The organism is Haloplanus natans DSM 17983, from assembly GCF_000427685.1.
GTDB classification, from domain to species: Archaea; Halobacteriota; Halobacteria; order Halobacteriales; family Haloferacaceae; genus Haloplanus; species Haloplanus natans.
Genome location: NZ_KE386573.1, coordinates 425,481 through 447,728 on the forward strand (window position 1 = coordinate 425,481; position 22,248 = coordinate 447,728).

The 22,248-nt window shown below is 66.9% G+C and carries 25 protein-coding genes; 11 read left to right on the forward strand and 14 right to left on the reverse strand.

The window, feature by feature from the left end; translation table 11 throughout:
• Positions 1-262: 262 nt before the first annotated feature.
• A complete protein-coding gene (locus HALNA_RS20480; RefSeq protein WP_169719010.1) occupies positions 263-439 on the reverse strand; it encodes a hypothetical protein in 177 nt (58 codons plus the stop codon).
• Here HALNA_RS20480 and HALNA_RS21325 point away from each other — a divergent pair, their 5' ends adjacent.
• From HALNA_RS21325 to HALNA_RS04605, 7 genes are all read left to right on the forward strand, one after another.
• Positions 440-571 (forward strand): hypothetical protein, encoded by a 132-nt coding sequence (locus HALNA_RS21325; protein WP_281172097.1) that lies wholly within the window; start codon positions 440-442, stop codon positions 569-571.
• A 132-nt stretch (positions 572-703) separates the two neighbouring features.
• On the forward strand, positions 704-1,921 hold the full coding sequence (xseA, locus tag HALNA_RS04585) for an exodeoxyribonuclease VII large subunit (RefSeq protein ID WP_049935209.1): 1,218 nt from the start codon (positions 704-706) through the stop codon (positions 1,919-1,921).
• Positions 1,918-2,103 (forward strand): exodeoxyribonuclease VII small subunit, encoded by a 186-nt coding sequence (gene xseB, locus HALNA_RS04590; RefSeq protein WP_049935210.1) that lies wholly within the window; start codon positions 1,918-1,920, stop codon positions 2,101-2,103. Before xseA ends, xseB begins: the two co-directional genes overlap by 4 nt.
• 505 nt (positions 2,104-2,608) lie before the next feature.
• Positions 2,609-2,878 carry an AbrB/MazE/SpoVT family DNA-binding domain-containing protein gene (locus HALNA_RS04595; protein ID WP_049935211.1) on the forward strand — a complete coding sequence of 90 codons (270 nt, stop codon included), beginning with the start codon at positions 2,609-2,611 and terminating at the stop codon, positions 2,876-2,878.
• Complete coding sequence (locus HALNA_RS19815) at positions 2,875-3,051, forward strand: hypothetical protein (protein WP_157573447.1); 177 nt, start codon at positions 2,875-2,877, stop codon at positions 3,049-3,051. Before HALNA_RS04595 ends, HALNA_RS19815 begins: the two co-directional genes overlap by 4 nt.
• A gap of 167 nt (positions 3,052-3,218) precedes the next feature.
• Positions 3,219-3,488: a type II toxin-antitoxin system HicB family antitoxin gene (locus tag HALNA_RS04600; protein WP_049935212.1), complete on the forward strand. Its 270-nt coding sequence runs from the start codon at positions 3,219-3,221 to the stop codon at positions 3,486-3,488.
• Between the two features lie 3 nt (positions 3,489-3,491).
• The gene (locus tag HALNA_RS04605; protein WP_049935213.1) at positions 3,492-3,743 is read left to right on the forward strand and encodes a type II toxin-antitoxin system HicA family toxin; all 252 of its coding nucleotides are present in this window, start codon (positions 3,492-3,494) and stop codon (positions 3,741-3,743) included.
• Between the two features lie 277 nt (positions 3,744-4,020).
• On the opposite strand, the gene HALNA_RS04610 is transcribed toward HALNA_RS04605, so the two are convergent.
• The 4 genes from HALNA_RS04610 to HALNA_RS21755 form a co-directional block, all read right to left on the reverse strand.
• Positions 4,021-4,320, reverse strand: coding sequence for a hypothetical protein (locus HALNA_RS04610; protein ID WP_245575994.1), 300 nt, complete (start codon positions 4,318-4,320; stop codon positions 4,021-4,023).
• Between the two features lie 341 nt (positions 4,321-4,661).
• Complete coding sequence (locus HALNA_RS04615) at positions 4,662-5,750, reverse strand: ComEC/Rec2 family competence protein (RefSeq protein ID WP_049935215.1); 1,089 nt, start codon at positions 5,748-5,750, stop codon at positions 4,662-4,664.
• Positions 5,751-5,902: 152 nt separating this feature from the next.
• Positions 5,903-6,100, reverse strand: coding sequence for a hypothetical protein (locus HALNA_RS04620; RefSeq protein ID WP_049935216.1), 198 nt, complete (start codon positions 6,098-6,100; stop codon positions 5,903-5,905).
• An 85-nt stretch (positions 6,101-6,185) separates the two neighbouring features.
• A complete protein-coding gene (locus HALNA_RS21755; RefSeq protein ID WP_449404877.1) occupies positions 6,186-6,296 on the reverse strand; it encodes a DUF7861 family protein in 111 nt (36 codons plus the stop codon).
• Between the two features lie 154 nt (positions 6,297-6,450).
• On the opposite strand from HALNA_RS21755, the gene HALNA_RS04625 reads away from it, so the two are divergent.
• Together HALNA_RS04625 and HALNA_RS04630 are read left to right on the forward strand one after the other, a co-directional pair.
• Complete coding sequence (locus tag HALNA_RS04625) at positions 6,451-10,116, forward strand: type IV secretory system conjugative DNA transfer family protein (protein WP_049935217.1); 3,666 nt, start codon at positions 6,451-6,453, stop codon at positions 10,114-10,116.
• Between the two features lie 688 nt (positions 10,117-10,804).
• Positions 10,805-12,001: a Hint domain-containing protein gene (locus HALNA_RS04630; protein WP_049935218.1), complete on the forward strand. Its 1,197-nt coding sequence runs from the start codon at positions 10,805-10,807 to the stop codon at positions 11,999-12,001.
• 150 nt (positions 12,002-12,151) lie between these two features.
• On the opposite strand, the gene HALNA_RS04635 is transcribed toward HALNA_RS04630, so the two are convergent.
• The 8 genes from HALNA_RS04635 to HALNA_RS04670 form a co-directional block, all read right to left on the reverse strand.
• Positions 12,152-12,397 (reverse strand): hypothetical protein, encoded by a 246-nt coding sequence (locus tag HALNA_RS04635; RefSeq protein WP_157573448.1) that lies wholly within the window; start codon positions 12,395-12,397, stop codon positions 12,152-12,154.
• A 256-nt stretch (positions 12,398-12,653) separates the two neighbouring features.
• Positions 12,654-13,655 (reverse strand): lysylphosphatidylglycerol synthase domain-containing protein, encoded by a 1,002-nt coding sequence (locus HALNA_RS04640; RefSeq protein WP_049935221.1) that lies wholly within the window; start codon positions 13,653-13,655, stop codon positions 12,654-12,656.
• Positions 13,656-13,900: 245 nt separating this feature from the next.
• Positions 13,901-14,110 carry a hypothetical protein gene (locus HALNA_RS04645; RefSeq protein WP_049935222.1) on the reverse strand — a complete coding sequence of 70 codons (210 nt, stop codon included), beginning with the start codon at positions 14,108-14,110 and terminating at the stop codon, positions 13,901-13,903.
• Between the two features lie 83 nt (positions 14,111-14,193).
• Positions 14,194-14,463, reverse strand: a complete 270-nt coding sequence (locus HALNA_RS04650; RefSeq protein ID WP_049935223.1) for a hypothetical protein — start codon at positions 14,461-14,463, stop codon at positions 14,194-14,196.
• Positions 14,464-14,747: 284 nt separating this feature from the next.
• Entirely contained in the window at positions 14,748-16,040 is a 1,293-nt protein-coding gene (locus tag HALNA_RS04655) for an MFS transporter (protein ID WP_049935224.1), read from the reverse strand.
• A 160-nt stretch (positions 16,041-16,200) separates the two neighbouring features.
• Complete coding sequence (locus HALNA_RS21070) at positions 16,201-16,788, reverse strand: VWA domain-containing protein (RefSeq protein ID WP_049935225.1); 588 nt, start codon at positions 16,786-16,788, stop codon at positions 16,201-16,203.
• 371 nt (positions 16,789-17,159) lie between these two features.
• The gene (locus HALNA_RS04665; protein WP_049935227.1) at positions 17,160-18,323 is read right to left on the reverse strand and encodes an ATP-binding protein; all 1,164 of its coding nucleotides are present in this window, start codon (positions 18,321-18,323) and stop codon (positions 17,160-17,162) included.
• A gap of 74 nt (positions 18,324-18,397) precedes the next feature.
• Positions 18,398-19,606, reverse strand: coding sequence for a sensor histidine kinase (locus HALNA_RS04670; protein WP_049935228.1), 1,209 nt, complete (start codon positions 19,604-19,606; stop codon positions 18,398-18,400).
• Between the two features lie 105 nt (positions 19,607-19,711).
• Between HALNA_RS04670 and HALNA_RS04675 the strand changes: the two genes are divergently transcribed.
• Positions 19,712-20,263, forward strand: coding sequence for a DUF1684 domain-containing protein (locus HALNA_RS04675; RefSeq protein WP_049935229.1), 552 nt, complete (start codon positions 19,712-19,714; stop codon positions 20,261-20,263).
• Between the two features lie 31 nt (positions 20,264-20,294).
• Positions 20,295-20,681 (forward strand): cupin domain-containing protein, encoded by a 387-nt coding sequence (locus HALNA_RS04680; RefSeq protein ID WP_049935230.1) that lies wholly within the window; start codon positions 20,295-20,297, stop codon positions 20,679-20,681.
• A 44-nt stretch (positions 20,682-20,725) separates the two neighbouring features.
• Here the strand turns inward: HALNA_RS04680 and HALNA_RS04685 are convergent, their stop codons facing one another.
• Complete coding sequence (locus tag HALNA_RS04685; protein ID WP_084509902.1) at positions 20,726-22,246, reverse strand: DUF4397 domain-containing protein; 1,521 nt, start codon at positions 22,244-22,246, stop codon at positions 20,726-20,728.
• Between the last annotated feature and the right edge of the window lie 2 nt (positions 22,247-22,248).

Here is a 22,248-nt window from a genome sequence, read left to right on the forward strand (position 1 = left end):
TAACCCGAAACGACATGCGCTCAGTCGAGAGATAGCTACGCGACCACTAATAGAGGTTCACGTAGTGTGCCCGCCCTGACGACTGATCCGATCGGTGCCGACCGCCCTCATCTTCGGCGTCGCTGGGCGGGGATATCGCGTCCCGACGTGTACGTGGATCGGGAGCCGATTGTCGGCCGCAGCCATGGTGTCAGCGCAGCACGTCGGCTTCCTACTGTGGGGTGGCCGTGTTCGTCTCGATCGACGATCTATTCGCCCCGATTCACTTGTCGCTGCTACTGTGCTGCTCGACTTCCTGCAGGAAACTCACGTCGGTGAGGAGCATCGCTGCCACCTGAATCCGATGGGTGTCTGCCGTGGACAACTCCCCGGTCTCGATGTTGCGAAGGGTACTGAGCGCGCGGTGCACGTGATAGCCGGGCGTGTCGCGTGGGTCCATGTGAAGCGCCTCCGCCCGTCGCAGGCGCGCAAAACCGAGCCAGTCGGGCCGGTCGACCACCCGATGCGGGTGGGACTGAAAGGGGCCGGCGTCTCGGCGAACCCGGACGACGTAAGCACCGCAACGCAGTGAGGAGCGCAGCGAGTCCCGGGAGCCGAGACGCCGGGGGCTTTCGAGGTGCTCCCAGTGTCACCCGCGTCTCCCACCGCTACCCGCCCCGCCCGTCCCAGTCGTTTAATAGCCCCACCGCCTTCCCACGATCGTATGGGCTCGGAGTCGGCCCCTGACGAGCAGGCGGTCCCGCGCCGCGCGGTGCTCCAGGACCGCCTCGGCACCGAGGCCGTCACGTTCGTCGACACACTCGGGGCGGAGATCGCAACCGTCGTCGAGGACGCGCCCGCCCTCACGTTCGACTATGTCGTCGGCGAGGTGTCGGATCACGGCGTCTCGTCGAACGGCCACGTCCACTTCGACCTCACGCACGGGGACGCGACGATCCACTGCGTCTGCTTCGCGTCTCGGCGCTCGACCGTCGACGCCGACCTCGACGATGGCCAGCAGGTCGCCGTCACGGGTGACCTCTCCTACTACGAGGCGAACGGGAGCCTCTCGGTGATCGTCGCCGACGTCGTCACGGTCGGGACGGGGCAGTATCAGCAAACGTACGAGCGAAACCGTGCGATCCTCGCCGCGGATGGCCTCCTCGATCCCGAGACCAAGCGGGCACTCCCCACGTCTCCCGACCGGATCGGCCTCGTGACCAGCGCCGAGAGCGATGCACGGACGGACGCGGTCACCAGCCTCCGCAATCGCCATCGCGGCGTCGACATCGTCGTTCACGACACGCCGGTCCAGGGCGACGACGCCATGGCCGCGCTCATGGGCGCCGTGAGCGAACTGGACGATGCCGCTCGTGTCGACGTGATCGTCGTGACCCGCGGCGGTGGTGCGGATGTCGATCTCCGGGTGTTCAACGAGACGCCGCTGTGTCGGGTCCTCCACAACACGTCGACACCCGTCGTCGTCGCCGTCGGCCACGACGCGGATCGCACCCTCGCTGGTGCGGTGGCCGACGAGCGCGTGATGACGCCGACTGACGTGGGTCGCATCGTTCCCGACGTGACGGCCCTCGCCGAGGAGTGCGAGACGCTTCGACACCGCCTCGACACGGCGTATGCGGGTGTGGTTGAGGACCGCCTCGGGACGCTGGCCGGGCGGCTGGATCGGGCGTATCGCGACCACACTGCGACGCGACTGATGACGCTCCGGACCGACCTCGATCACGCCTACGACACGCGGGTGACCCAGCATCTGACGGCGCTCGACGAACGCCTGGCGACGGCGTGGACGGGGTTCGAGCGGCAGCGCGCGCATCGCCAGCAAACTGACCGCTATCGCCGCCAGCGCCGCCGCCTCGTCGCGGCCCTCGTGGTACTGGGCCTCGTCGTCGTGATACTCGCGCTGGTCCTGATCCTCTCATGACCGACGACATCGACGCCAAGATCGACCGCCTCGAAACGATCATCGAGCAACTGGAACAGGGGGAGGTCTCCCTCGACCGCGCCACCGCCCTGCACACCGAGGGCCGTGAGATCCTCGCCGAACTCGACGCGGAGGTAGCACTCGACGAGGACACGGTGGACGAGGTGACCGAGCAGTCCTGAACCGGGTGTGCCTTCCGCGCGCCGCGTTTCATCCTCGCCCGCTCCGTTCGTCGTCGTCACGCTGCCCCCGAGCCACGCTGCCGATCAGATGGATCCCTGGTCCCGCCTGCGGGTCACCACTTCCGTCGATGCCCCGACGTGCCACCCGACTCGACGGCCGAGCCCCGAGTCTGACCGTCGTCCCGGCCGGACCCCCGTTTGCGCTGCCGGCAGCCGCCCAGTCCCGGGCGCGGCGTTCCTCGGCGTTCGGGCTGGACACGTCACATTCGAGCACTTGGCGACGCTGCCCGTGGCTTCCTAGCGACGATCGCTGCTGCGGATGAGGCGTGGCTTGCGGACAGTTGCCCCGAATATCCTGCCGGACAAACCGCGTGAGAACACCGTAGCGCACGTTTGCGTGGGGCTGATGACGTCGCTTCGAGTATGACTTCGAGACCGGTCATCCCCTACTGCAATAGGGTGAGACGAACATTCAGGCGTAAGGCGCGAGTATATTCTGTAAGGAATGCCGATCACTGAAGACGCGGCGATCACGAGTACGGGGCAGGTGACGATTCCGAAGCGGATTCGCGACCGACTCGGTCTCGACGCTGGGACGGGGATCGAGTTTATTCTCGACGATAATGGAACTGTGCACGTCCGCCCAAAGGAACCGGCGAGGGAGCGCCTTCGAGCGATCAGGACGCAACTGGCGTCGCACGATGTCGACCTGGAGGCGACGCGCCGCGAGTCGAAGGCGGCGTGGGAGTCCCGGTACGACGGGGACGCCCCGTGATCTTCCTCGATTCGTGGGTATGGCTCGAATATCTCTGCAGCGGCGCCACGGACGAGGCCGCCGAGGCGGCCATCGAACGTGCCAACACCGCCGATGAAGGCGGGCTCATCGCGCCGACAGGTTCGAAGCCGCGTTTACGGACAAGCCCCACCCTCAATGAGCGACCCCGATAGGGTGAGCGAAGTAGGGCGGGGTAGGTGACTCCGTGAGCGGAGTCACCACCCGTGCTGAATAGCGGGCACGAGTCGGTCACGGGGAAGTTGCCTTCCGGGGTGGGTGCCCGGGTTCATCATGGAGTGCGCCGAACCCTTTTAAGATACGTCGCCCAACAACGAGCACGATGGCCAGTTCGACCAGGGAGAGTGACGCTCACGACGGTGAGATTCGTCTCTGGCAGGAGGACGACTGGTGGATCGCAACGGACGTGGACACGGGAGTCACGACGCAGGGCGAGTCCAGAACGGCCGCGCTGGAGAATCTGGACGACGCGGTGGCCTTGTACGACGGTGAGCGTGGCCGCCCGCCGACCGACGAGGAACTACGCGCCGCGGGCATCGAGCCTGCCGAGAACACCACGGGCACACGCGACCCGCCGGACGTTCTCGACTGATTGATGGGGCGGGCTACGTTCTCTGGGATGGAGGTGGTGAAAGTACTAGTAAACACGGGTGGATTCGAGTGGCGACGAACGACTGGAGACCACGCACAACTGTACTACGCACACCCGACGAACAAAGATGACCGCCGACAGGTGACGGTCCCGCTGCACGACGAACCTCGTACCGGGACGCTCCGGGACATCGCCGAACGCGCCGGAGCGAACGATTTCAACGCGTTCTGTGAGTGGATCGACCGAAACGTCTGAGACAGGTCGGACAGACCCGTGTCGGAATACTAGCGGATCCGCCCCGGCGTGATGGATGCATAGCGCGAGTCGATCACTCTGGTCGGTGAGTGTAGTGATCACCGCCGTGGCGATCCGCACCCGGTGGTGTTTCGAATGCGATCGTGCCACGCCGTGTCGGCCGCCGTCGCTGTTGACGCCCGTTCCAGTCCGTGCTCCGGACACAATAGTCCCCGTACCCGGCGTCCGACGGCCCCTCAATCCGACCCGGTTACCCCACTGGCGTGGGGAGTGACCCTCACGCTTCGGCGCCAGTGCCGGTGGTGACGCGGTCCTCGTCCTCGCTCCCGTCATCGTCATCGGTCACTGTCACCTCGAAATCCTCGATCGAGTAGTCCGTCCGGCTCAGTCGTTCAGCGATCAGACACTTCCGGGTGCGATCGAGTTGCTCCCAGTGGAGGTGTGCCGGTGGATCCGCAGCCAGCGCATCGAACCGCTCGATCACGACGGTATTGACGAACCGATCGAACTCGCCGCACACCGTGCAGGTTCGGGACAGATGTGAGACGTCGAACTCGCGCGTAATGGTCTCGTCCATACACCCGATACATCGGTACTTCGAGACTTGACTCACGTTCTCCATTCGGGCGCAGCGGGTTTGTATTCAGGGCTCGGACCGCGTGTGGCTGAACGGGGCCGATGGCTTAGGGCGCCCGGCCGTCCACGGTGACTTTACCGACGTGAGTTCAGGAGCGCGCCGCTCTTCGGGTGACGCAAGCACCGCAACGGAGTGAAGAGCGCAGCGAGGCCCGGGAGCCGTGCCGTCGGGGGTATTTGAGACGGTCACAGATACCTCCCCCTTCGGTCCAGTAAGCCGAATCGCTCTGCTGGCGACATGGAAATCGAGAGATCTCCGATGGATCCCGCAGGGGAGGAGCGTTACTCCCCCCGTTTCGCTTTGAGTACGTACGGATCCCGTGAGACCGGTTCCGCAGTCTCGATGCTCGTTTGGTTGAATCTGATATGCCCATGCACTCCTGTCCAGAGTACCTCGATACCATGGTCTGCACACCGATCAAAGAGTGCTGGATCCGGGTGCCCATAATTACCGGACGTTCCACTGGAAATTATGAGGTGGGTCGGAGCAACCTGTCCGAGGAACCGCTCACTATTACCGACAGTCCGACCCGCGCTTCGATCCGGATCCTCGGTTGCGCCGTGATGGCTCGCGTGGAGGATGTCGGCTTCCAATTTCAGCTCTGCACGCCGAGCGCGGGCACAGAGTTCCGCCTCGACGCGACCACTGATATCGCCGGTAAACAGATGCGTCTGGTTTGGAGTCGTCACCCGAAAGACACCACTGAGTTCATTGATCGTCCATGTGTCCGTGTTTGCGTCGGTAGTCAGTACATCGGTTGCTGGCCACAACACGTCAACGGTCACCGCATCGTCGTGGAAGCTGAAGCGATCCGTACCATCGATATCTCGTATCGTCAGTTCGTTCGGTGCTTCCAGAACCCTCTTTGCACGCTTAGAGTACTTTGTTGGGTCCAGCATATCCGGGAATTTTGACTCAATTGAGGACCGATCCTGCGCGAGTAACTCCATGAGGGCATAGTTTCTTGCCACATGTGTGTTATCAAGAATTGACCTATCCAGCGATGTGAGTTGGGGCTCGAGTGCTTCCGTAACAGACAGATTCAGGTCGGAAATACCGGGGGTATCGTCAGCGGCTGTGCGTGCCACCTCGAACGGGTATGGCTGCGAGACGGTGCCCACGTTGGTTCGGGCGATCAATTCCGCAAGCCCACTCACGTGATCTTCATCGAAATGCGTCAGAAAACAGTGCTGGACGCTGTCGGAGGGAATCGTTCTGCCAGTTTCTGACTGATCGTAGAAATCCTCAATATCCCCAATGTAGGCGGTGTCAATCACTACGGGGGGGTCGGTTGGCAAGTGTATCAGTGTGAGATCTGCATGTCCAACGTTGAATTTCTCGATACAAATTTCATCCCGCGAGTCGGTCATGTGACAATTGGCTGTACTGTCGGCGTATTATACTTTCTGCGTCACGTTGAGCATCGCTTGCGCACGTCCCTGGTAGCTAACTGGGAGCCACTCGGGTCTCCTAGACTCACACAGTTCGTCGTTCATGGCGCCGCCGTCGACGGGGAACGATCTCAGCGGTCGTCAGGATCGAGCCGTGTCGTCTCGACACCGCCTCTGCCGACTGCAGCGCGAATACTCACGGCCGCGAGGAGCACCGTTGCCACCGCGATACGACGGGTGTCCGCCTGTGGGAGTTCGTCGGTTTCGATGTTGCGGAGCGTACTGAGCGCACGATGTACCTGCTGTCCAGAACTGTCTTGTAGCGCCATTGTAACGCGCCTCCACCCGGTGGAGGCGCGAAAAAACAGGCATGCAGACGGTCCCTACCGAACGTGCGGCGACACGAGCCCCAATTCAGTGGCCATCGCGGGTCGTGACCGCTTCGATGGTCCGAGCCGACCACCGATTGCGGTCGTGGGTTGGGTGTCGGGCCTGAATTCGACCGTAGGCTATCGAACCCCCCAGTTACAGCCTGCTGGTGACCCCCCTCGTCACTCTCTGGAAGCGTGGCAGTGTCTGGCAACCCCACCCGTTCTTGGCTGCGCAGTCGTTCCATTTGGGCCGGGGATTTAAGCTGATTCTCTGTAATCGTCGGATAGACGCTGAGGCGACGCCGACGATGGCACGCGATGAGTCAGCCGCCGACACGGCCGCTCGCTCGTTCCTCCGGATCACACCGGCGACTGAGCCACTCGATCCGGCGACCGTCCACACGCAGTGTCGCCGACTCCACGCCCTCGCCGACTTCCAGTCCGGTCTCCAGTCCCTCGTCGGCCGGTCTGCCCCACCCACAATCGAGCTCTGTCTCCACAGTGACGGGACACGGATCGAGTATCTCGTCGGCTGCACCGGCGACGATGCCGCACCGATCCTCGACACGCTTGATCGGCTCTGTCACACGCTCTTCCCGGACAGCTACGCCATCGAGCGTATTGAACGCCCCCCTGATGCGCTCGTCCCGACGACGGCTGCCGCCGAGACGGCGCCGACCGCCCTCGTCTGCGAGGGCGTCCCCGACCGCCGCCGGGACTGGCAGACCCGCCTCACCCCCTTCGAGCAGTTCCAGACCGACGACCACGCCCGTATCCCGCTCGCCGCCGTCGCCGAGACGATGGCCGCCACGGATGTCCCCATGGTCTATCAGACCCTCATCCAGCCGTATCCGGACTGGACCGCCGCGGCCGACGACCGTCGCGCTGCTATCGAAGCCGGCCAGGACACGCTCGGGGGGCAGCTGCTCACGTCGCTCACGGGGCTTGATGCGCCGACCGCCGATGCCGACCCGACGCGTGAGGGGACGGGCGCGGCCGATGCGCTCCCCGCCTCGGATCGCAGCCGATTGGAATCGATCGACGCCAAGGACGCCACGCGGTCGTTCGTGGTGAACACGCGGGTCGTCGCCGCCACGAACGATGGTGACGGCTCGGCTGATCCACTCGCCGAACTCACCGCTGCCTTCAGCGAGTGTGCGGGGCCACATTATGAGCTCGCGATGCGCCGCCTCGACGGTGACGCCGCCGCTGCGGTGGCTACCGCGATCCGCGAGCGAACCGTCGACCCCCCGACCTACGAGTCCATGCGTGCCCGGCTCCCCGGCACGACCGTCCGCAGTCGCGGCCTCATCGTCGACGCCGCGGCGCTCGGGTGTTTCTGGCTCCTCGACGGCACCGCACTCCCCACGGCGAGTCGCCGGGCGCTCGACGTGATCCCCGAGGATCGCACCCCGCAGTCTCGCCCACCCGACCCGATCCTCGACACCTACGACGGCCCCGGGCTCACACTCGGTCGGCCGCGGACACAAGATGGGACAGCCAGTGACGATTCCATTGCTCTCCCGCCCTCCTTGCAACGCCTGCACACGGCGTGGTTCGGTCGGACTGGCTCAGGGAAATCCACCTCGCTCGTGCGGGCGATTCGGGACAATCACGCCGCGACCGATGGCGCCGACATCCTGCTTGATCCCAAGGGTGACGGCATGGCGACCGACTACCTCCGCGCGCACTACGCCCAGTACGGGCACCTCGACAACGTCCTGTATTTCGACTGCAGCGAGGTCCTCCCCGCCATCTCGTTTTTCGACGTGCGGGCCGATGTTGCGGCTGGCGTGCCCCGCGCCACGGCCGTCGATGATGTCGTCGACCACTACATCGAAATTCTGACGGCGCTGATGGGCCGCGACCGCTTCGAACAGGCCGTCCGTGCGCCCGATATCATCCGGTTTCTCGTCCGTGCGAAATTCGATCCCGTCCACGGCGACGATGCCTTCTCCCATCGCGACCTCCACGGGGCGGCCCGACGAATGCACGAACGGCAGTCGGCGCCCTCCGTCTCGAATCCGGATCTCGAACGCATGCTCGGCGGCGTCGTTGCCAACCGTGCCCGGACGTTCGACGAGGTGATGCAGGGTGTTGCGAACCGACTGGAGAAGGTGCCGACCGACCGTCGGCTCGCTCGCCTATTCAATCACGTTCCCGACGCGGTCACGAGCGATACTGACGCGGTGGCGACGACGAGTGCGGCCGCCTCGGCGACGACAACCACCACCGAGCCAACCCTAGGCTTCGATGACGAGTCACCGACCGCCACCGAACAGCAGACTGCGGACCCACGTGCGACGTCACCCACGCCTGGCACCGCGCACTTCGATCTCGGCCAGTATCTCGATGCGAATGTCGTGGTCATCCTCGATCTGGGTGGCCTCCGCATCGAGACGCGCCGCGCGATCACGCTTGTTCTCCTGTCGAACCTCTGGACAGCCCTGCGACGGCGCCGCCAGCGCCGCGAGGCGGATCGCCTCCCGCTCGTGAACTGTTACATCGAGGAGGCCGCCAGTATCGCGGCGACGGATCTCATGACCACCCTGCTTGCCCAGGCCCGCAGTTTCGACTGTGCGCTCACCCTCGCCATGCAGTTCCCCAACCAACTCGACCAACTCGATCCGACGGGGGCGGCGACGGACGAAGTCCTGAACAATATCGGGACGATCCTGACTGGGCCGATCGGCGTCGATCAGGGGCTCGCCGAGCGTATGGCGACCGACGAGCTGCCGGCCCAGGACGTGGCGAATCGCCTTCGGGGTCTGCAGCGTGGCCAGTGGCTTGCGAGTCTTCCCGCGGCGTTCGATGCACCGGCGCCCGCTCCGTTCCAACTGCAGTCCGCGCGGCCGCCTGCGGGGCATCCGGCTGCCGAGGCGTCCGTCAAGCCGGCCGTCACCGACGTCATTGCCGACGTGGAACGCCGGACGCGTGAGCGGGCGGGCGTCACACTGGTTGACCCCGAACCCGCCGCCGACGCTGACGGTGACGCGGCGACCGATCCCGACCGCCGTGTCGACTCCGCCCTCCCCCACACGATGCGGCTCCCGTCGTGGGTGGAGTACGACGGCGACATCCACGCCCTCCGCTGTGAGACCTGTGACAATCGCTACGATCCCACGAGCGAGGGGATGGCGCGAGCGATTGCCTGCTGTCACGATCCCGATGCCGTCAACCGTGACGATATCCCTATCTGCGAGTTGAATCTGAAGCTCACGCCCGAGGAGCGCGCGGACAGCGAGTGGTCCGACGCGCAGCTCATGTTCCTGCAGGCGGTGTACAACGCGCAGCAGTTACGGTACGAGCCCCCAGGCTACGATCTGCTGCGTGACTCGATGCTTCGCTTGCAGGAGTACGTCGGTATCGATCGCGACGCAGTCGACGAACTCCTCGAGACGGACCTCCTGCGCCACGATACGGATCACCCGCACCGCCTCTATTCGGTCTCGCCCGCGGGCCGCGACGTCATCGGCGAGCACTACCGGCAGGGCGTCGATTACGGCCATGGGCAGGGCGATTTGGAGGAGTCGAGTCAGCACGTCTTCGCTGTCGAGGTGGGGCGGCGCTGGCTCGAACAGGCGTACGTGGACGATCCCGAGTCACCCGTCGTCGAGGTGGTGCCGTACTACGATCTGGATGGGAATCACCGCCTCGATATTGCGGGGGTCGACGAGGCGGGCGAGATTCGGGTGGCTGTGGAGGCCGAGCGCGTGAATCACGATCTTCGGGAGGCGGTGCCGGCCGATTACGATAAGATCGCGGCCTGTGATGTGGATGCGGCGATCTGGATCGTGATGACCCAGCGTGCGGGCCACGACGTGCTCCAGGCGCTCAACGACCCGCCGGATGGCGAGCCGCGTGTCGCGAAGACGTACGCGGAGACGACGCCGCCCCAGCAGTTCCGCATCGACACGCCGGGGGTGACGGCGATGTATCCGGCTGAGTGGTTGCGGGAGCGACTCGGGGAGTGATGTGCTGTGGGGTGGCGGCGCGCGAGGGGCGTGGTTCGCGGGGTCGTGGCACGGTCGCCGTGGAACTGGTTTGCGGTGGGGCCCGGTTCGGTATCGTGTTCATAATCGGGGGGACTGGGTCAGCGGGGTGGAGACGGTCGTTCGGTGGGCCAGCGGTCGTCGCGGAATGGTCATAATTGGCCTGTACGCCCGCAAGAGATGGGTGTCCCTGGGCTCTCCGGCTGTCACGTTTGGAGGCCCCCGTTGGTGCGCCGATTTCCTCACTCCACGCTCCAACCGCGCTCTCAGTCGCGTTCGGCCGCGTCGTGATCGCTCGTAGGGCCAACTCCACGGGGACGTGCCCCTCATTCACCAGCTAACCGCCAGACGGCTTCCGATTATGACGATTCCAATAGCCCATCGATCGGGCCCCGCGCTGTCGCTATCTTCTCCCCTTGTGTCGCATTGGCCCCGTATTCGGGCCGTACGCAGACGATTTGCACCGGTGGTTCGCTCGGGCCTCTGGACCCTAGTTCGTTCGTTGTCGGTGGGACTCGTTGTCCTTGCGGGCGGCGAGACCAATTATGACGATATCCCTCCCCCCGAATTCCCGTTCATAACCAGGCTAAGACGCTCAAATCCGATTATGAAGACGTGATCTGTCCTAACCGAATCTTCATACCCGAAACCGGGGCCACAGTGCGTAGCCATGCGCCACGACCGAGCTGCATCTGCAACCCGCGGCCTCACTGGCGAGACTGAGGTCATGACTACCGATGGCCTTGCTCGTGTTGCGACACTCGCTCCCGGTACTGACGTTTACACGCTGGATCTCGACACGGGACTGGCGACGACGACGGCCATCCGCTCAGTTGAACGACGGGTCGTCGACACCCTCGTTGCGATTGAGACGCGACGGGCCGACCTTCGAGTCGCAGCCAGCCACCCGATCCCGTTCACCACGCGCGATATGTCTCGCCCGCGTCTCGTCCGTGCCGGGGCAGTGGACGGTCGGGCGGCGTACCTATTCGTCAACGACTGGCGACGCCCGCCGCTCCCGGAACCGGCCCAGGTCGACATCACCGACTGGCTCACCGAGTACGAACTGTGCGCGACGTTTGAGGCGCACGGTCACACAGTTCGGGCGGCGTTGCCGGCAGGGTGTAACCCCATCCGTCGAAATGGGACCGTCGGCTACTGCTTCGATCCACCCACGTTCAAGCGGTATCAGGCGACTATCGAGCGGCTCGCCGACCACGTCGCGATTCACGCTGGGCCGAATCATCATCGCCGCCCGTACCGCTTCGCTGCTGACGACTTTCTCCGATTGCTCGGGTGGTACATCACCGAAGGCAGTGTGTACTGGCCCGAGACGAGCCAGACAGCGCAGGTGGCGATTGCGCAAGAAACGCCGTCGCATCGACGGGCAATCGCGTCCCTGTTCGAGCGACTGGGGATCACCGTCAATCAGAACGACCAACGGTTCGCGTTCGGGTCGGTCGTCTTCGGCCGACTCTTGGAGCGGCTCTGTGGAGGGACCAGCCACACCAAACGGCTCCCGCCGTTCATCTGGGAGTGGTCACAGGCCTCCCAACGGCTCCTCCTCGACGTGCTCCTCAAGGGAGACGGCGATGCCCGTGGCACCTACTACACGGCGAGTCCGCAGTTGGCACACGATCTGCTCCGCCTCTGTATTGAGTGCGGAGTCAAACCTCGGTATACACGTCGGGGGGAGATGTGGCGAGTGTACGTCCGGAATGTGAACGACGGGTTTCGCCCGGAGCAACATGTGCGTCGGTTCCACCGTCCGTGGACCGTCTACGAGCTCACGCTCGAGGATGGCGCTGTCGTGATGGCGGGGCGCAACGGCCGATTGCAGTGGGTTGGTACTGGCGGCGCCTGGTAAGTCGCCGCTCAAACTATGCCGGCTGAGGCGGCTATCGTGACGGTCGTGATCCGCGGAGTTCGTGGCGCGGTGGCGGACGACGCCACCACTGCGCCGCGCTCACCGTGACCGTATCCGCGCCATCGTCGACGCCGGAGCAAGCCGGGCTCCCTACTCGAGTTCGGGGTCGTCTACGCCGTTCGCGTCCCCCGCTACCGCGTCCATGACGAGACTGGCGATCCCGGAGGCAGCGAGGCCGATGCCGACCGCCCGGAGCTGTCGGAGATACGCCGGCTTCGCCCGGAGTTCACTCGCGTTCTCGAAGTTCGTGCCGAGCAGCAGTTTGAACAGCGTCACGCCGAGTTGCGGGACGAGTGCGGGACGAGTGCGGTGAGCAGTCCCTGCGCGATGGCCCACAGTGCACCGATCTTGCGGCAGTTCTCGCCGTCCATAGTGTGTGGATTCGACCCGAGTACCGTTGGGCCTTGCTCCCTACATGTCGGGGTCATCAAGCGGCGGCGTGATCTCGCAGCGACCGACGCGGGGTCGAGAGCGTGTCTGACGGCGAGGGCCGATGCCCTTCGTCAGACGGGTCGGTGTGAGCCAGTGCCGGTGGCTCGTCAGGACGGGTCGGCGAACCACGAGTAACTGCGGCCCCGCGTGGCCGACCCCGCTACGCCCCCGGCCGCCAGCCGCGGAGCAACGCGGCACACAGCCCGCCGACCGCGAGGCCGAACGACAGGCTCGCGGTCCGGAACAGCAGGACGGCGGTGGCCACCGAAACGCTCGGCGCGCCCGTCGTGACGACGAGTGCGCCGCCGAGGAGGAGGTCGTACGCCCCGAGGCTCGCCGGAACGGGGACGACCGTCGCGGCCTGCGGGAGCGGGACGACGACGAGGATCGGGAGGACGGCGACGGAGGCGCCGAGTGCGGTCAGGAGCGTCCACAGCGCGATGGCGACGAGGAGCTGTTCGACGACGCCGCCGAGGACGATCAGGACGACGAGTGTCGGTCGACCCCCGAACTCCGCGACCCGCGTCCGGAACCGATCGACGGCGGCGACGACCCGCTCGCGATCGGCCGTGATCGACGGCACGACCGTGGAGACGGCGGCGGCGAGGGGTGTCAGCGCCGCGACCGACAGGCGGGCGAGGGAGTTGCCGAGGACGACGGCGATAACGCCGACGCCGACCACCACGACGACGGCGGCGACGAGTGTCCGCAGGACGCCCCCGGCGTCGCCACGGAGCACGGCGATGCCGACGGTGCTCGACAGCAGGATCTGCCCGGCCGCCTTCACGTACTTCGCCACGCCGCGAACGCCGAGTGCCTCGCTGTACGCGGTGTCGGTCGCGACGCCGATGAACCGCGCCATGATCGGCTCGGAGCTCGCGGCGCCCGCCGGGCTCACGATGTCGAAGAAGTCGCCGGCGAGGGCGAACTGGACGCTCCGGAGCGAGTCGAGTCCGGTCCCGAGAGGGCGCACGGACGCCCAGACGCCGATGCCGTCGGCCACGCCCTCGGCGACCACGAGGAGCGCCAGTACGCCGAGAACTCCCGGTGCAACGGTCCGCGCCCGGCCGACGATGTCGCCGACGCCCGCGTACCACGCGTACAGGAGCACGGCGCCCCCACCGAGCGCGACGCCGAGGAGGAACCGCAGCCGCGTGTGCATGTGGCGAAGACGAGGTGAAACCGGAATGAATCTACCGTCTCGCGGATACGCGAGGCGGTTCACCGATCGGTGGCTCCGACCGTCGGCGCTCCCCGTTCGAGGCGCTGGCCACTCGGATACCGGGGGACCCGTCCCGTCGGCATCGCCCCGGCGTCGACGGGCCGGACGAGGTCGCCGTGGAGGCGGTTCGGGAGTCCGGTGGCCGTACGTCGAAATGGGTGAGCCCCCGACCTCGCGACGGGCGATCACCGTGGGGGTGGCGTCGGCGTGTCCGTCGCCGTTTTCGGCCCGCCGGTCGTCGCCCCGTGTTCCCCCTGACCCTTCTCGTTGCCCAGCGCGGCTGCCACGGCGTGGAGGCCCATCGCTCCCACCACGGCGCCCGCCCCGGCGACGAACATCCGTCGGCGGAGGCTGACCGCCCCCGCTTCGTGTGACTCGCCAGTCGCGTCGGACATACAACTAGTCTCGCGACCGACCGCGACGTGAGCGTTTATATTACGTGTCCATAGCGACCGGTAGGGGTACCACGGGAACGTACTCACGCCGTCGGTCTCACGATCCGTGGCGACCGGTCGGCCGGTCCCGGGACGCGTACCGCGCTGACTCGATCGGATATGTGCGAACTGTCGCCACGGATACTCCAAAGGGCGGGCCTTCGGGTGGAGATGCGCTGGCTCTCCAGGTCCGATCCCGCGGTTGCCGACCCCTCGCCCGGTCGAACGGCGGGGAGTTGCGCCAGCGCTTCGACGGGGACGGATCGCTCACTGCCGTCGATGGCGAGTTGGAGCCCCATCGTGGCGGTGACCACGCGATATCGTCGGCCCGTTCGGCGTAGACTGATAGGGATTATCGGAAGTCATCAGAGATTCTCGCCGGGACGGTCCGGCGAGAATCTATGGACAGTTACGATAACCCCTATGATACACAGCTGTCGGCTCCATCCCACGGATGACGCCGTGGGCGTTCGCCTCGACACCCCGTCACTGGTCTCCGGCCGGTATCGCCCGTCTCGTAGTGTTTATTGTAAGTCACTACCGGTGGGTAGCCAAGACGGTCCAGCGATCCACCGGTAACCAGTTACAGTAAACACTATCAGTCGGTCGTCGCCGCGGCCGGCGTAGAGGCGGCCGATGGCTCGTGGACCTGCGTGTACACCAGGAACAGCCCGACCACGCCGGCGGCCGTCGCCACGACGAAGGGGACGGCGAAGCCGAACCCGACGAGAATCCCGGAGAGGAGCGTCCCGAAGGCGATGCCGAGTCCGAAGCCCATCGTCAGCAGGGAGAGGGTGGAGCCGGACTGCCCCTCAGTCGCGAGGTCGCCCGCCAGCGCGAGCGACGGGGCGAAGACGGCGGCGACGGCGGCCCCCTGCAGGAATCGGAGGGCGATCATCGACAGCGAAGTGGTCACGAACCCCTGAAGCAGCGTCGCCGGGAGCAGGAGGACAAAGCCCCCGAGCAGGAACGGCCGGCGACCGAAGCGGTCGCTAAGCCGGCCGATCGGGAGCTGAAAGAGGACGTTCGCCAGGACCGCGGCGCCGAACTGCACGGAAAAGAGGAGGTCGCCCTGGCCGAGTCGTTCGTTGATCGTGTTGGCCAGCGGGGCGAAGATGGCGAAGCTCATCGCCATCACGACGGTCACGAGCGCGAGCGCAAACACCGGATCGAGGCCAGGGCCGTCGCGGTTTCGGACGGCTACCGACAGGTCGTCGCCCGCCTGTGCCGCGAGTTGCTCGGGGTCGTCGATGAGCAGCGTCACTAGCCCGAAACTGACGGCGGCGGCCACGACGGCCACCAGAAAGGCGGCGTCGAACCCCGAGAGCGTCACGCCGCGGAGGGCGTAGGGTCCGAACTCGACGATCACGCCGGCGACGAGGGGGCCGGTCCCGAACCCGAGCAGTCGGAACGTGTTGAACAGCCCGAAGTTCCCCCCGCGTTCCCCCTCCGCGGAGTACTCGTTGACCAGCGCGACGGTCATGGGAACGGTGAAGGCGGCGCCGACACCCTGGAGTCCTCGCAACACGAGTACCGAGACGTAATCCGCCAGGAACAGGAACCCGAGGCTGCCGAGGGCCACGAGCGCCAGGCCAAAGAGGAGATACACCTTCCGTCTGCCGGTCCGGTCGGAGAGCCGGCCCGTGAACGGCTGGCCGAGACTGTTCAGGAAGCCGAACAGGGAGAGCACCACCCCGATCAGGAGGGCTTCGGTCAACCGGAAGGAGACGGGACCGACGGCGACGGCGCTCCCGATGAACCCCGGCAGCGCGACGGCCCGCCCGATATACAGGGGGAGCACGACGACCAGAAACGAGTTGGCGACCGAGTCGACCATCCGCGCCAACGCCAGGGTTACCACCCGCGAATCCAGGTCGAGAGCCAACGCCATCGATCATACGACAGGACGGGACGGAGTTATGCTTCGCGTTTTCGACGCTCCTTCCCTCGTATCCGAACGCTCTCGATACTGTGAGAACTATACTCGTGGGGCCGACAAAGGGCACGGTTTCGGGTGGAGAGCCACCCACTCGGGATACGCCGGAGCGACCCTACCGCACCGACTCGATCACCCGCGCGACGGTCCGGGTTCGGTCCGCCGGCCGTATCTCGGCCATCGACACGTACTCGCCGTCCGCTTCGGCGGCCATCGACCGACACACGTCGGTGCCGGTGGTGCCGCGGTCGAGGTCCAGGACGACGAGGTCGATCCCCGACGCGCCGAGCCGTCGGGCGAGGCGGTTGGTTTCGACGACCGGATCGTCCTCGATCCCCACCGTCGGCCGGCCGTCGGTGAGGACGACGACGACGGCCGGCAGGTCGGGAATCGCCGTCCGCTCGCGGTCGACGAGTCGACGGGCGGCGAGCAACCCGGCCGGGAGTGGCGTCCGGTTGCCGACCGGGACATCCTCGAGCCGGCGGGCCGCCACGTCGGGATCGTCCGTCGGCGGCACGACCACGTCGGCCCGCTCGTCGTGGAACGCGACGACTGCGACGTAGTCGTCGTGGCGGTTCGCCCGCCGGAGCACGCCCGTCGCGAGCGCCGTCGCCCTCCGGATGTCGCCGTGGGCGCGCATGCTCATCGACGAGTCGACGACGAAGGTGACGAGTGCCGGCGCCTCGCCGCTCCGGCGCTTCACCCGAAGGTCGCGCTCGGTGATGTCGGTCCCCCCGCGGCCGACCGTCGATCGAAGCGTCGCGTCGACGGCGATGTCGGCCGGGCGGTCGGTCGACTGCGCGCGCCGCGAGCCGACGTACCGCCCCGCCGATGGCCCGTCCGAGCCGATCGTCTCGGTGCCGATGCGGGCCGTCCCGCCGTCGAGTGGGGCGACGACGGGATCCGAGTCGGCCCCGTCGATGGTCGCCGTCCCGGCCGTCGCGTCGCCGATGGGGTCGAGTCGCGGGCGCTCGGGCGCACGGCCGTCACCCGTCGTCCCGTCCTCGCGTCCGCGACCCGGATCGTTCCCGCCGGTGCCGTCGCTCTCCGCGTCCGGCTCCCCGCCGCCGGCCGTCAGAAAAAATCCCGGAGCCTCCGGATCGCCCGGTCGATCGCGTCGTCGTCGCGCCGGTCCTCGCTCCCGCCACGTCGGCCACGCTCGGGCGCTGCTTCGGAGTCGCCCGTGGCCGGGTCGTCGTTCGAGCGGTCGTCGGTCACGCTGTCGGCCGTCGACGTGTCGTCGAGGTGGTCGGCGGCGAGTCGATCCACCGACACCTCGTCGTCGAAGGGGTCGCTGGGGATGCGGTGGGGGAGCGCAAACGCCGCCGCCCGCCGCACGTCCGCGTCCTCGACCGCGGTCCGGCCGTCGAGTGCGGCTATCGCTCGCGCACACCGTGCGGTCGTGATGTCGCCGCGATTTCCTTCGACGCCGGCCGCGATGCAGAGTTCGGCGATGGTTCGACGGCGCTCGTCGTCCAGCGTGATGTCGTCGTAGCGGTCGCGGGCCGTCACGATCCGCTCCCCGAGTCGGCGTTCCGCGTCCCGATACCGTTCGCGAACCGCGTCCGGGTCGCGTTCGAACGCCTCGGCCACCTCGACGATCGACGCCCGCGTCTCGGGATCGGTCGGCGCCTCCGCGTCCACCTGGAGGCCGAAGCGGTCCAGAAACTGGGGCCGGAGCCGCCCCTCCTCGGGGTTCATCGTTCCCACGAGGACGAACTCGGCCGGGTGCGTGATCGTGAGCCCCTCGCGTTCGATCCGGTTGACGCCGCTCGCGGCCGCATCCAGCAACAGGTCGACGAGGTGGTCATCGAGAAGGTTCACCTCGTCGACGTAGAGCACCCCGCGGTTCGCCCGGGCGAGCAACCCCGGATCGAGCGCGCTGACTCCTTCGTTCAGCGCCTGCTCGAAGTCGAGCGAGCCGAGGAGGCGATCCTCGGTCGCGCCGAGTGGCAGGTCGACGACGGGCGTCGGTACCCGCTCCGTTTCGGTCGCCGTCCGCTCGCGACACGCCGCGCACTGCCGTGCCGGGTCGTCCGGCGGGCAATTGAAGCGACAGTCCGCGACGACACGAATCTCCGGGAGCACGCGTTCGAGCCCCCGAACCGCGGAGCTCTTGCCGGTGCCCCGTTCGCCCCGGATCAGGACACCGCCGATGTCACGGTTGACCGCGTTCAACAGCAACGCCGATTTCAGGTCCTCCTGCCCGACGATTGCGGGGAAGGGGAGTCGGTCCATGTGTCACGATACCTCGACTCGTCCGCAGGAGTGCGTGCGTATATCGGTTCGGGTCGCCGCGAGTGCCGCCCGTCTCACCGTGACGGCGCGAGTTCCCCGTTCTCCGCGGCCGATGGCGTCGACTCGGGGACCGAGGCGCCCGTGGGCGGCTCATCCGCCCGCGGCAGGGTTACGGTCACGACGGCGCCGCCGTCGTCGGCGTTCCCGATGTCGACTCGCCCGTCGTAGGCGTCGACGATCCACCGGACGAGCCAGAGGCCGACGCCGTCGCTGTGCTGGAGTGCCGTCTCGGTCGCCCGGGCGTCGGCGTGAACCGCGAGTTCGGCGTCGGTAAAGCCCGGCCCGTCGTCCTCGATTCGGAGCCGGACGGCGTCGCCGCCATCGGTCGGCTGGACCGTCACCCGAAGCCAGGGACCGCCGTCGGCTTCCGACTCACTGCCAGTGGACCCGTGCTCGACGGCGTCACCGGTCCCCGTCCGGTTGCTCGTCGAGCCGTGCTCGACGGCGTTCCTGAGCAGGTTGTCGACGACCGACGAGAGGAGTTCGTTCGCCGCCACGTGCGTCTCGTCGATATCGGTTTCGACGGTCACCGAGTCGGTCGACTGTCGAAGTTCGTCGATCCGGTCACGAACGAGCGCGCCGAAATTCACGGGCACCGTCTCGACCATCGATTCGAGGTCGTCGAGCCGTTTCGCCGCGTCGCTCAGGCGCTCGATGTGCGCGAGGTGATCGCGGATCACGTCGGCGGACTGGAGCGGCGTCGACCCGTCCGTCACGACGAGTTTGAGGTGGCCGCGAATGAGGTTGAGGCTGGTCCGGATGTCGTGGCGGAACAGCCGGAGGAAGACGGTGTTGCGCTGGTTGAGCGTCCGAGTCCGCTCGTGTTCGGCCCGAAGTTCGAGAAGGGACCCGACCAGGACGCCGACGACGCCACCGGCGGCGATGTCGACGATGACGACGCTCCGCCAGCCGATCCCGCGGAGCAGCGACGGCGCGAGTAACACGACGACGACGGCGAGAAGGGTCGGGACGCCGAGTCCGAGTGTCGACCACCCGGCGACGCGCCAGACCCGTTCGTCGTCGAGTGTGCTCCGTGCCAGGCCGACGCCGGTGACGAGGAAGCTCCCGGCGATCATGATCCCCATGCTGAGGCCGAGCAGTGACCGCGACTCCATCGCGGTCCCGGAGCCGAACGGCCGGAGCACCCCCACGCTGAAGACGCCGAACAGCACGACACCGACGGCGACGAGGTAACTCACGCCGAGGTCACCCTTCGAGACCATTCCACCATCCTCGTCGACCGTTCACATAAACGGATTGATTGGATTATCAGCCGTGATTCTCCCCGGGATCGTCGGACTGAAATCGTTCGCCGCCGTAGCCGTCCCGTGACCGAGACGCCCCCCGACTACGCCGAGCGGTTGCGCGAGAATCGCGCCGAGAAGGACCGGCTGTTCGCCGAGGAGCGTGGTTCGCCCGTGCCGCCCGAGCGACGCGAGGAGTTCGACGGGCTCGACTACTTCGACCCCGATCCGGACTACCGCGTCACGGCGACCGTGACCGTCCACGACGACCCCGAACCGGTCGACATGGACACCAGCGACGACCGGACCGTCCGCTACCTGCGGGTCGTCACGTTCTCGTTCGATCTCGGCGGCGAGGCGCACACCCTCCGGGGCTACCGACAGGAAGGTGGCGACGACGCCGTCTTCGTTCCGTTCCGCGACAAGACGACGGGGCAGCAAACCTACCGTGGCGGCCGCTACATGGAGCTCACACCCGACCGCGAACTCGCGGACGGCGACCGCGTCACGCTCGATTTCAACCTGGCGTACACGCCGTTCTGTGCCTTCAGCGACGCCTTCTCCTGTCCGCTCCCGCCCGAGGAGAACTGGCTGGAGACGACGGTGCCGGCGGGGGAGCGGGTGCCCGGCCTGTAGGATTATATGGCTCGGCCGGCGAAACGGATGCATGAGCGACACACGGCAGTCCCCCGAGCCGACCCTGAAACGCGCCGCCGACGCCAACTACGAGGAGCTATCGAAAGCGGACGGCGTGCGCAAGGCGGTCATCCTCGACGAGTCCGACGGCGCGCCCACCTTCCGGATGCGTCGCTACCGTCTCGACCCCGGCGCCGAGGTGCCCAAACACACCAACGCGGTCGAACACGAGGTCCACACCGTCGACGGCGAGTACGTCGTCGGCATCGAAGACGAGGAGCACACGGTCCGCGAGGGCGACTCCCTGCTCATCCCCGCCGGCACCGTCCACTGGTTCAGAAACGAGAGCGAGTCGGAGAGCTCGTTCGTCTGTATGGTGCCGAACGGCGACGCGGGGATCGACCTCGTCGACGAGTGAGACGATAAACCGTACGAGCGGGGCCGTCGGACACCGAACGAGGGTTAGCGGCCGAGCAGTCCCCCGCTCGGGGCGCCCATCGACATCCCGTTACCGCCCGACCCGTCCATCGACCCGCCGGTGTCCTGGCTCACCAGCAGGTCGAAGGCGGTGTCGGCCGGTTCGTCGTCGGGCGAGAGATAGCCCGCGGCGAAGGCGGTGTAGACGCCGCCACCGGTCAGGCTCACGTCGAACTCGGCGACCACGTCACCGTCGTTCGAGTCGGTGTCGCCCCGGACTTGGAGGGTGTAGTCGCCGGCGGGGACGGTTACGTAGCCAGATTCGCCGAAGGCGACGCCGTCGAACAGCGCGTCGCCGTTCGACGCTAGCGTCACGTCGACGGCGGGGGCGTCGGGCGAGGCGTGGACCAGACGCACGCGGGCCATGTCGTCGCCCGGATCGCTGTTGTCGTCCGTCAACACGAGTGGTTCGAAGGGCTGATCGGCCATGTCGCCCACTTCGCCGACGGCGGCGACGGTGTAGGCCGTCCCGCTTTCGACGGGGACGGCGCCCTCGAAGACGGTCGTTCCCGACTGGCCGGCCGGGGTGATGCGAACCTGTCGCTCGCCGGCGGGCACCTCCAGATAGTCGCTGACGGCGCCGAAGGCCACGTCTTCGAGGACGGCGCTGCCGTCGGCGTAGATGTCGACGTTCGGGGCGTTCGGGGACATATGCGCCACCCGGAGGCTGGCCGGGTCCGGGCTCTCCATCATCCCGCCCCCGGTGTCGTTGGCGACGATGAGGTCGAAGGCGGTGTCGGCCGGTTCGTCGTCGGGCGAGAGATAGCCCGCGGCGAAGCCGGTGTACACCTGCCCGCCGTCGAGGCTCACGTCGAACTCGGCGACCACGTCGCCGTCGTTCGAGTCGGTGTCGCCCCGGATTTGGAGGGTGTAGTCGCCGGCGGGGACGGTTACGTAGCCAGATTCGCCGAAGGCAACGCCGTCGAAGAGTACGTCGCCGTTCGACGCTAGCGTCACGTCGACGGCGGGGGCGTCGGGCGAGGCGTGGACCAGACGCACCCGGGCCATGTCACCGCCCGGATCGCTGTTGTCGTCTTCCAGAACCAGGGGCTCGAACGGTTGGTCGGCCATGTCGCCCACTTCGCCGACGGCGGCGACGGTGTAGGCCGTCCCGCTTTCGACGGGGACGGCGCCCTCGAAGACGGTCGTTCCGGACTGGCCGGCCGGCGTGATGCGGAGTTGGCGCTCGCCGGCGGGCACCTCCAGATAGTCGCTGACGGCGCCGAAGGCCACGTCTTCGAGGACGGCGCTGCCGTCGGCGTAGACGTCGACGTTCGGGGCGTTCGGGGACATATGCGCCACCCGGAGGCTGGCCGATCCGCTCGGCGTCTCGGTTGCGGTTTCGGTCGGCGTCTCGGTCGGCGTCGCCGTCTCGGTGGCCGTCGCCGTCGGCGTGGACGTGGCGTCGCCGCCACCCTGCCCACCACAGCCGGCGAGGCCGGCGGTCGCGGCGGTTCCGAGTCCGAGAAGTACGCGGCGTCGTGTCGTGTCGGCGGTATCCGTCATCG

Bases quoted from the DNA above. Each gene is read 5' to 3' on its own strand.
- HALNA_RS04615 (WP_049935215.1), bottom strand. From the start codon at position 5,750: ATGACCGACTCGCGGGATGAAATTTGTATCGAGAAATTCAACGTTGGA.
- HALNA_RS04670 (WP_049935228.1), bottom strand. From the start codon at position 19,606: ATGGTCTCGAAGGGTGACCTCGGCGTGAGTTACCTCGTCGCCGTCGGT.
- xseA (WP_049935209.1), top strand. From the start codon at position 704: ATGGGCTCGGAGTCGGCCCCTGACGAGCAGGCGGTCCCGCGCCGCGCG.
- HALNA_RS04630 (WP_049935218.1), top strand. From the start codon at position 10,805: ATGCGCCACGACCGAGCTGCATCTGCAACCCGCGGCCTCACTGGCGAG.
- HALNA_RS04665 (WP_049935227.1), bottom strand. From the start codon at position 18,323: ATGGACCGACTCCCCTTCCCCGCAATCGTCGGGCAGGAGGACCTGAAA.
- HALNA_RS04625 (WP_049935217.1), top strand. From the start codon at position 6,451: ATGGCACGCGATGAGTCAGCCGCCGACACGGCCGCTCGCTCGTTCCTC.
- HALNA_RS04605 (WP_049935213.1), top strand. From the start codon at position 3,492: ATGGGGCGGGCTACGTTCTCTGGGATGGAGGTGGTGAAAGTACTAGTA.
- HALNA_RS04655 (WP_049935224.1), bottom strand. From the start codon at position 16,040: ATGGCGTTGGCTCTCGACCTGGATTCGCGGGTGGTAACCCTGGCGTTG.
- HALNA_RS04680 (WP_049935230.1), top strand. From the start codon at position 20,295: ATGAGCGACACACGGCAGTCCCCCGAGCCGACCCTGAAACGCGCCGCC.
- xseB (WP_049935210.1), top strand. From the start codon at position 1,918: ATGACCGACGACATCGACGCCAAGATCGACCGCCTCGAAACGATCATC.
- HALNA_RS04610 (WP_245575994.1), bottom strand. From the start codon at position 4,320: ATGGACGAGACCATTACGCGCGAGTTCGACGTCTCACATCTGTCCCGA.
- HALNA_RS04685 (WP_084509902.1), bottom strand. From the start codon at position 22,246: ATGACGGATACCGCCGACACGACACGACGCCGCGTACTTCTCGGACTC.
- HALNA_RS04600 (WP_049935212.1), top strand. From the start codon at position 3,219: ATGGCCAGTTCGACCAGGGAGAGTGACGCTCACGACGGTGAGATTCGT.
- HALNA_RS04645 (WP_049935222.1), bottom strand. From the start codon at position 14,110: ATGTCCGACGCGACTGGCGAGTCACACGAAGCGGGGGCGGTCAGCCTC.
- HALNA_RS04620 (WP_049935216.1), bottom strand. From the start codon at position 6,100: ATGGCGCTACAAGACAGTTCTGGACAGCAGGTACATCGTGCGCTCAGT.
- HALNA_RS04595 (WP_049935211.1), top strand. From the start codon at position 2,609: ATGCCGATCACTGAAGACGCGGCGATCACGAGTACGGGGCAGGTGACG.
- HALNA_RS20480 (WP_169719010.1), bottom strand. From the start codon at position 439: ATGGACCCACGCGACACGCCCGGCTATCACGTGCACCGCGCGCTCAGT.
- HALNA_RS04640 (WP_049935221.1), bottom strand. From the start codon at position 13,655: ATGCACACGCGGCTGCGGTTCCTCCTCGGCGTCGCGCTCGGTGGGGGC.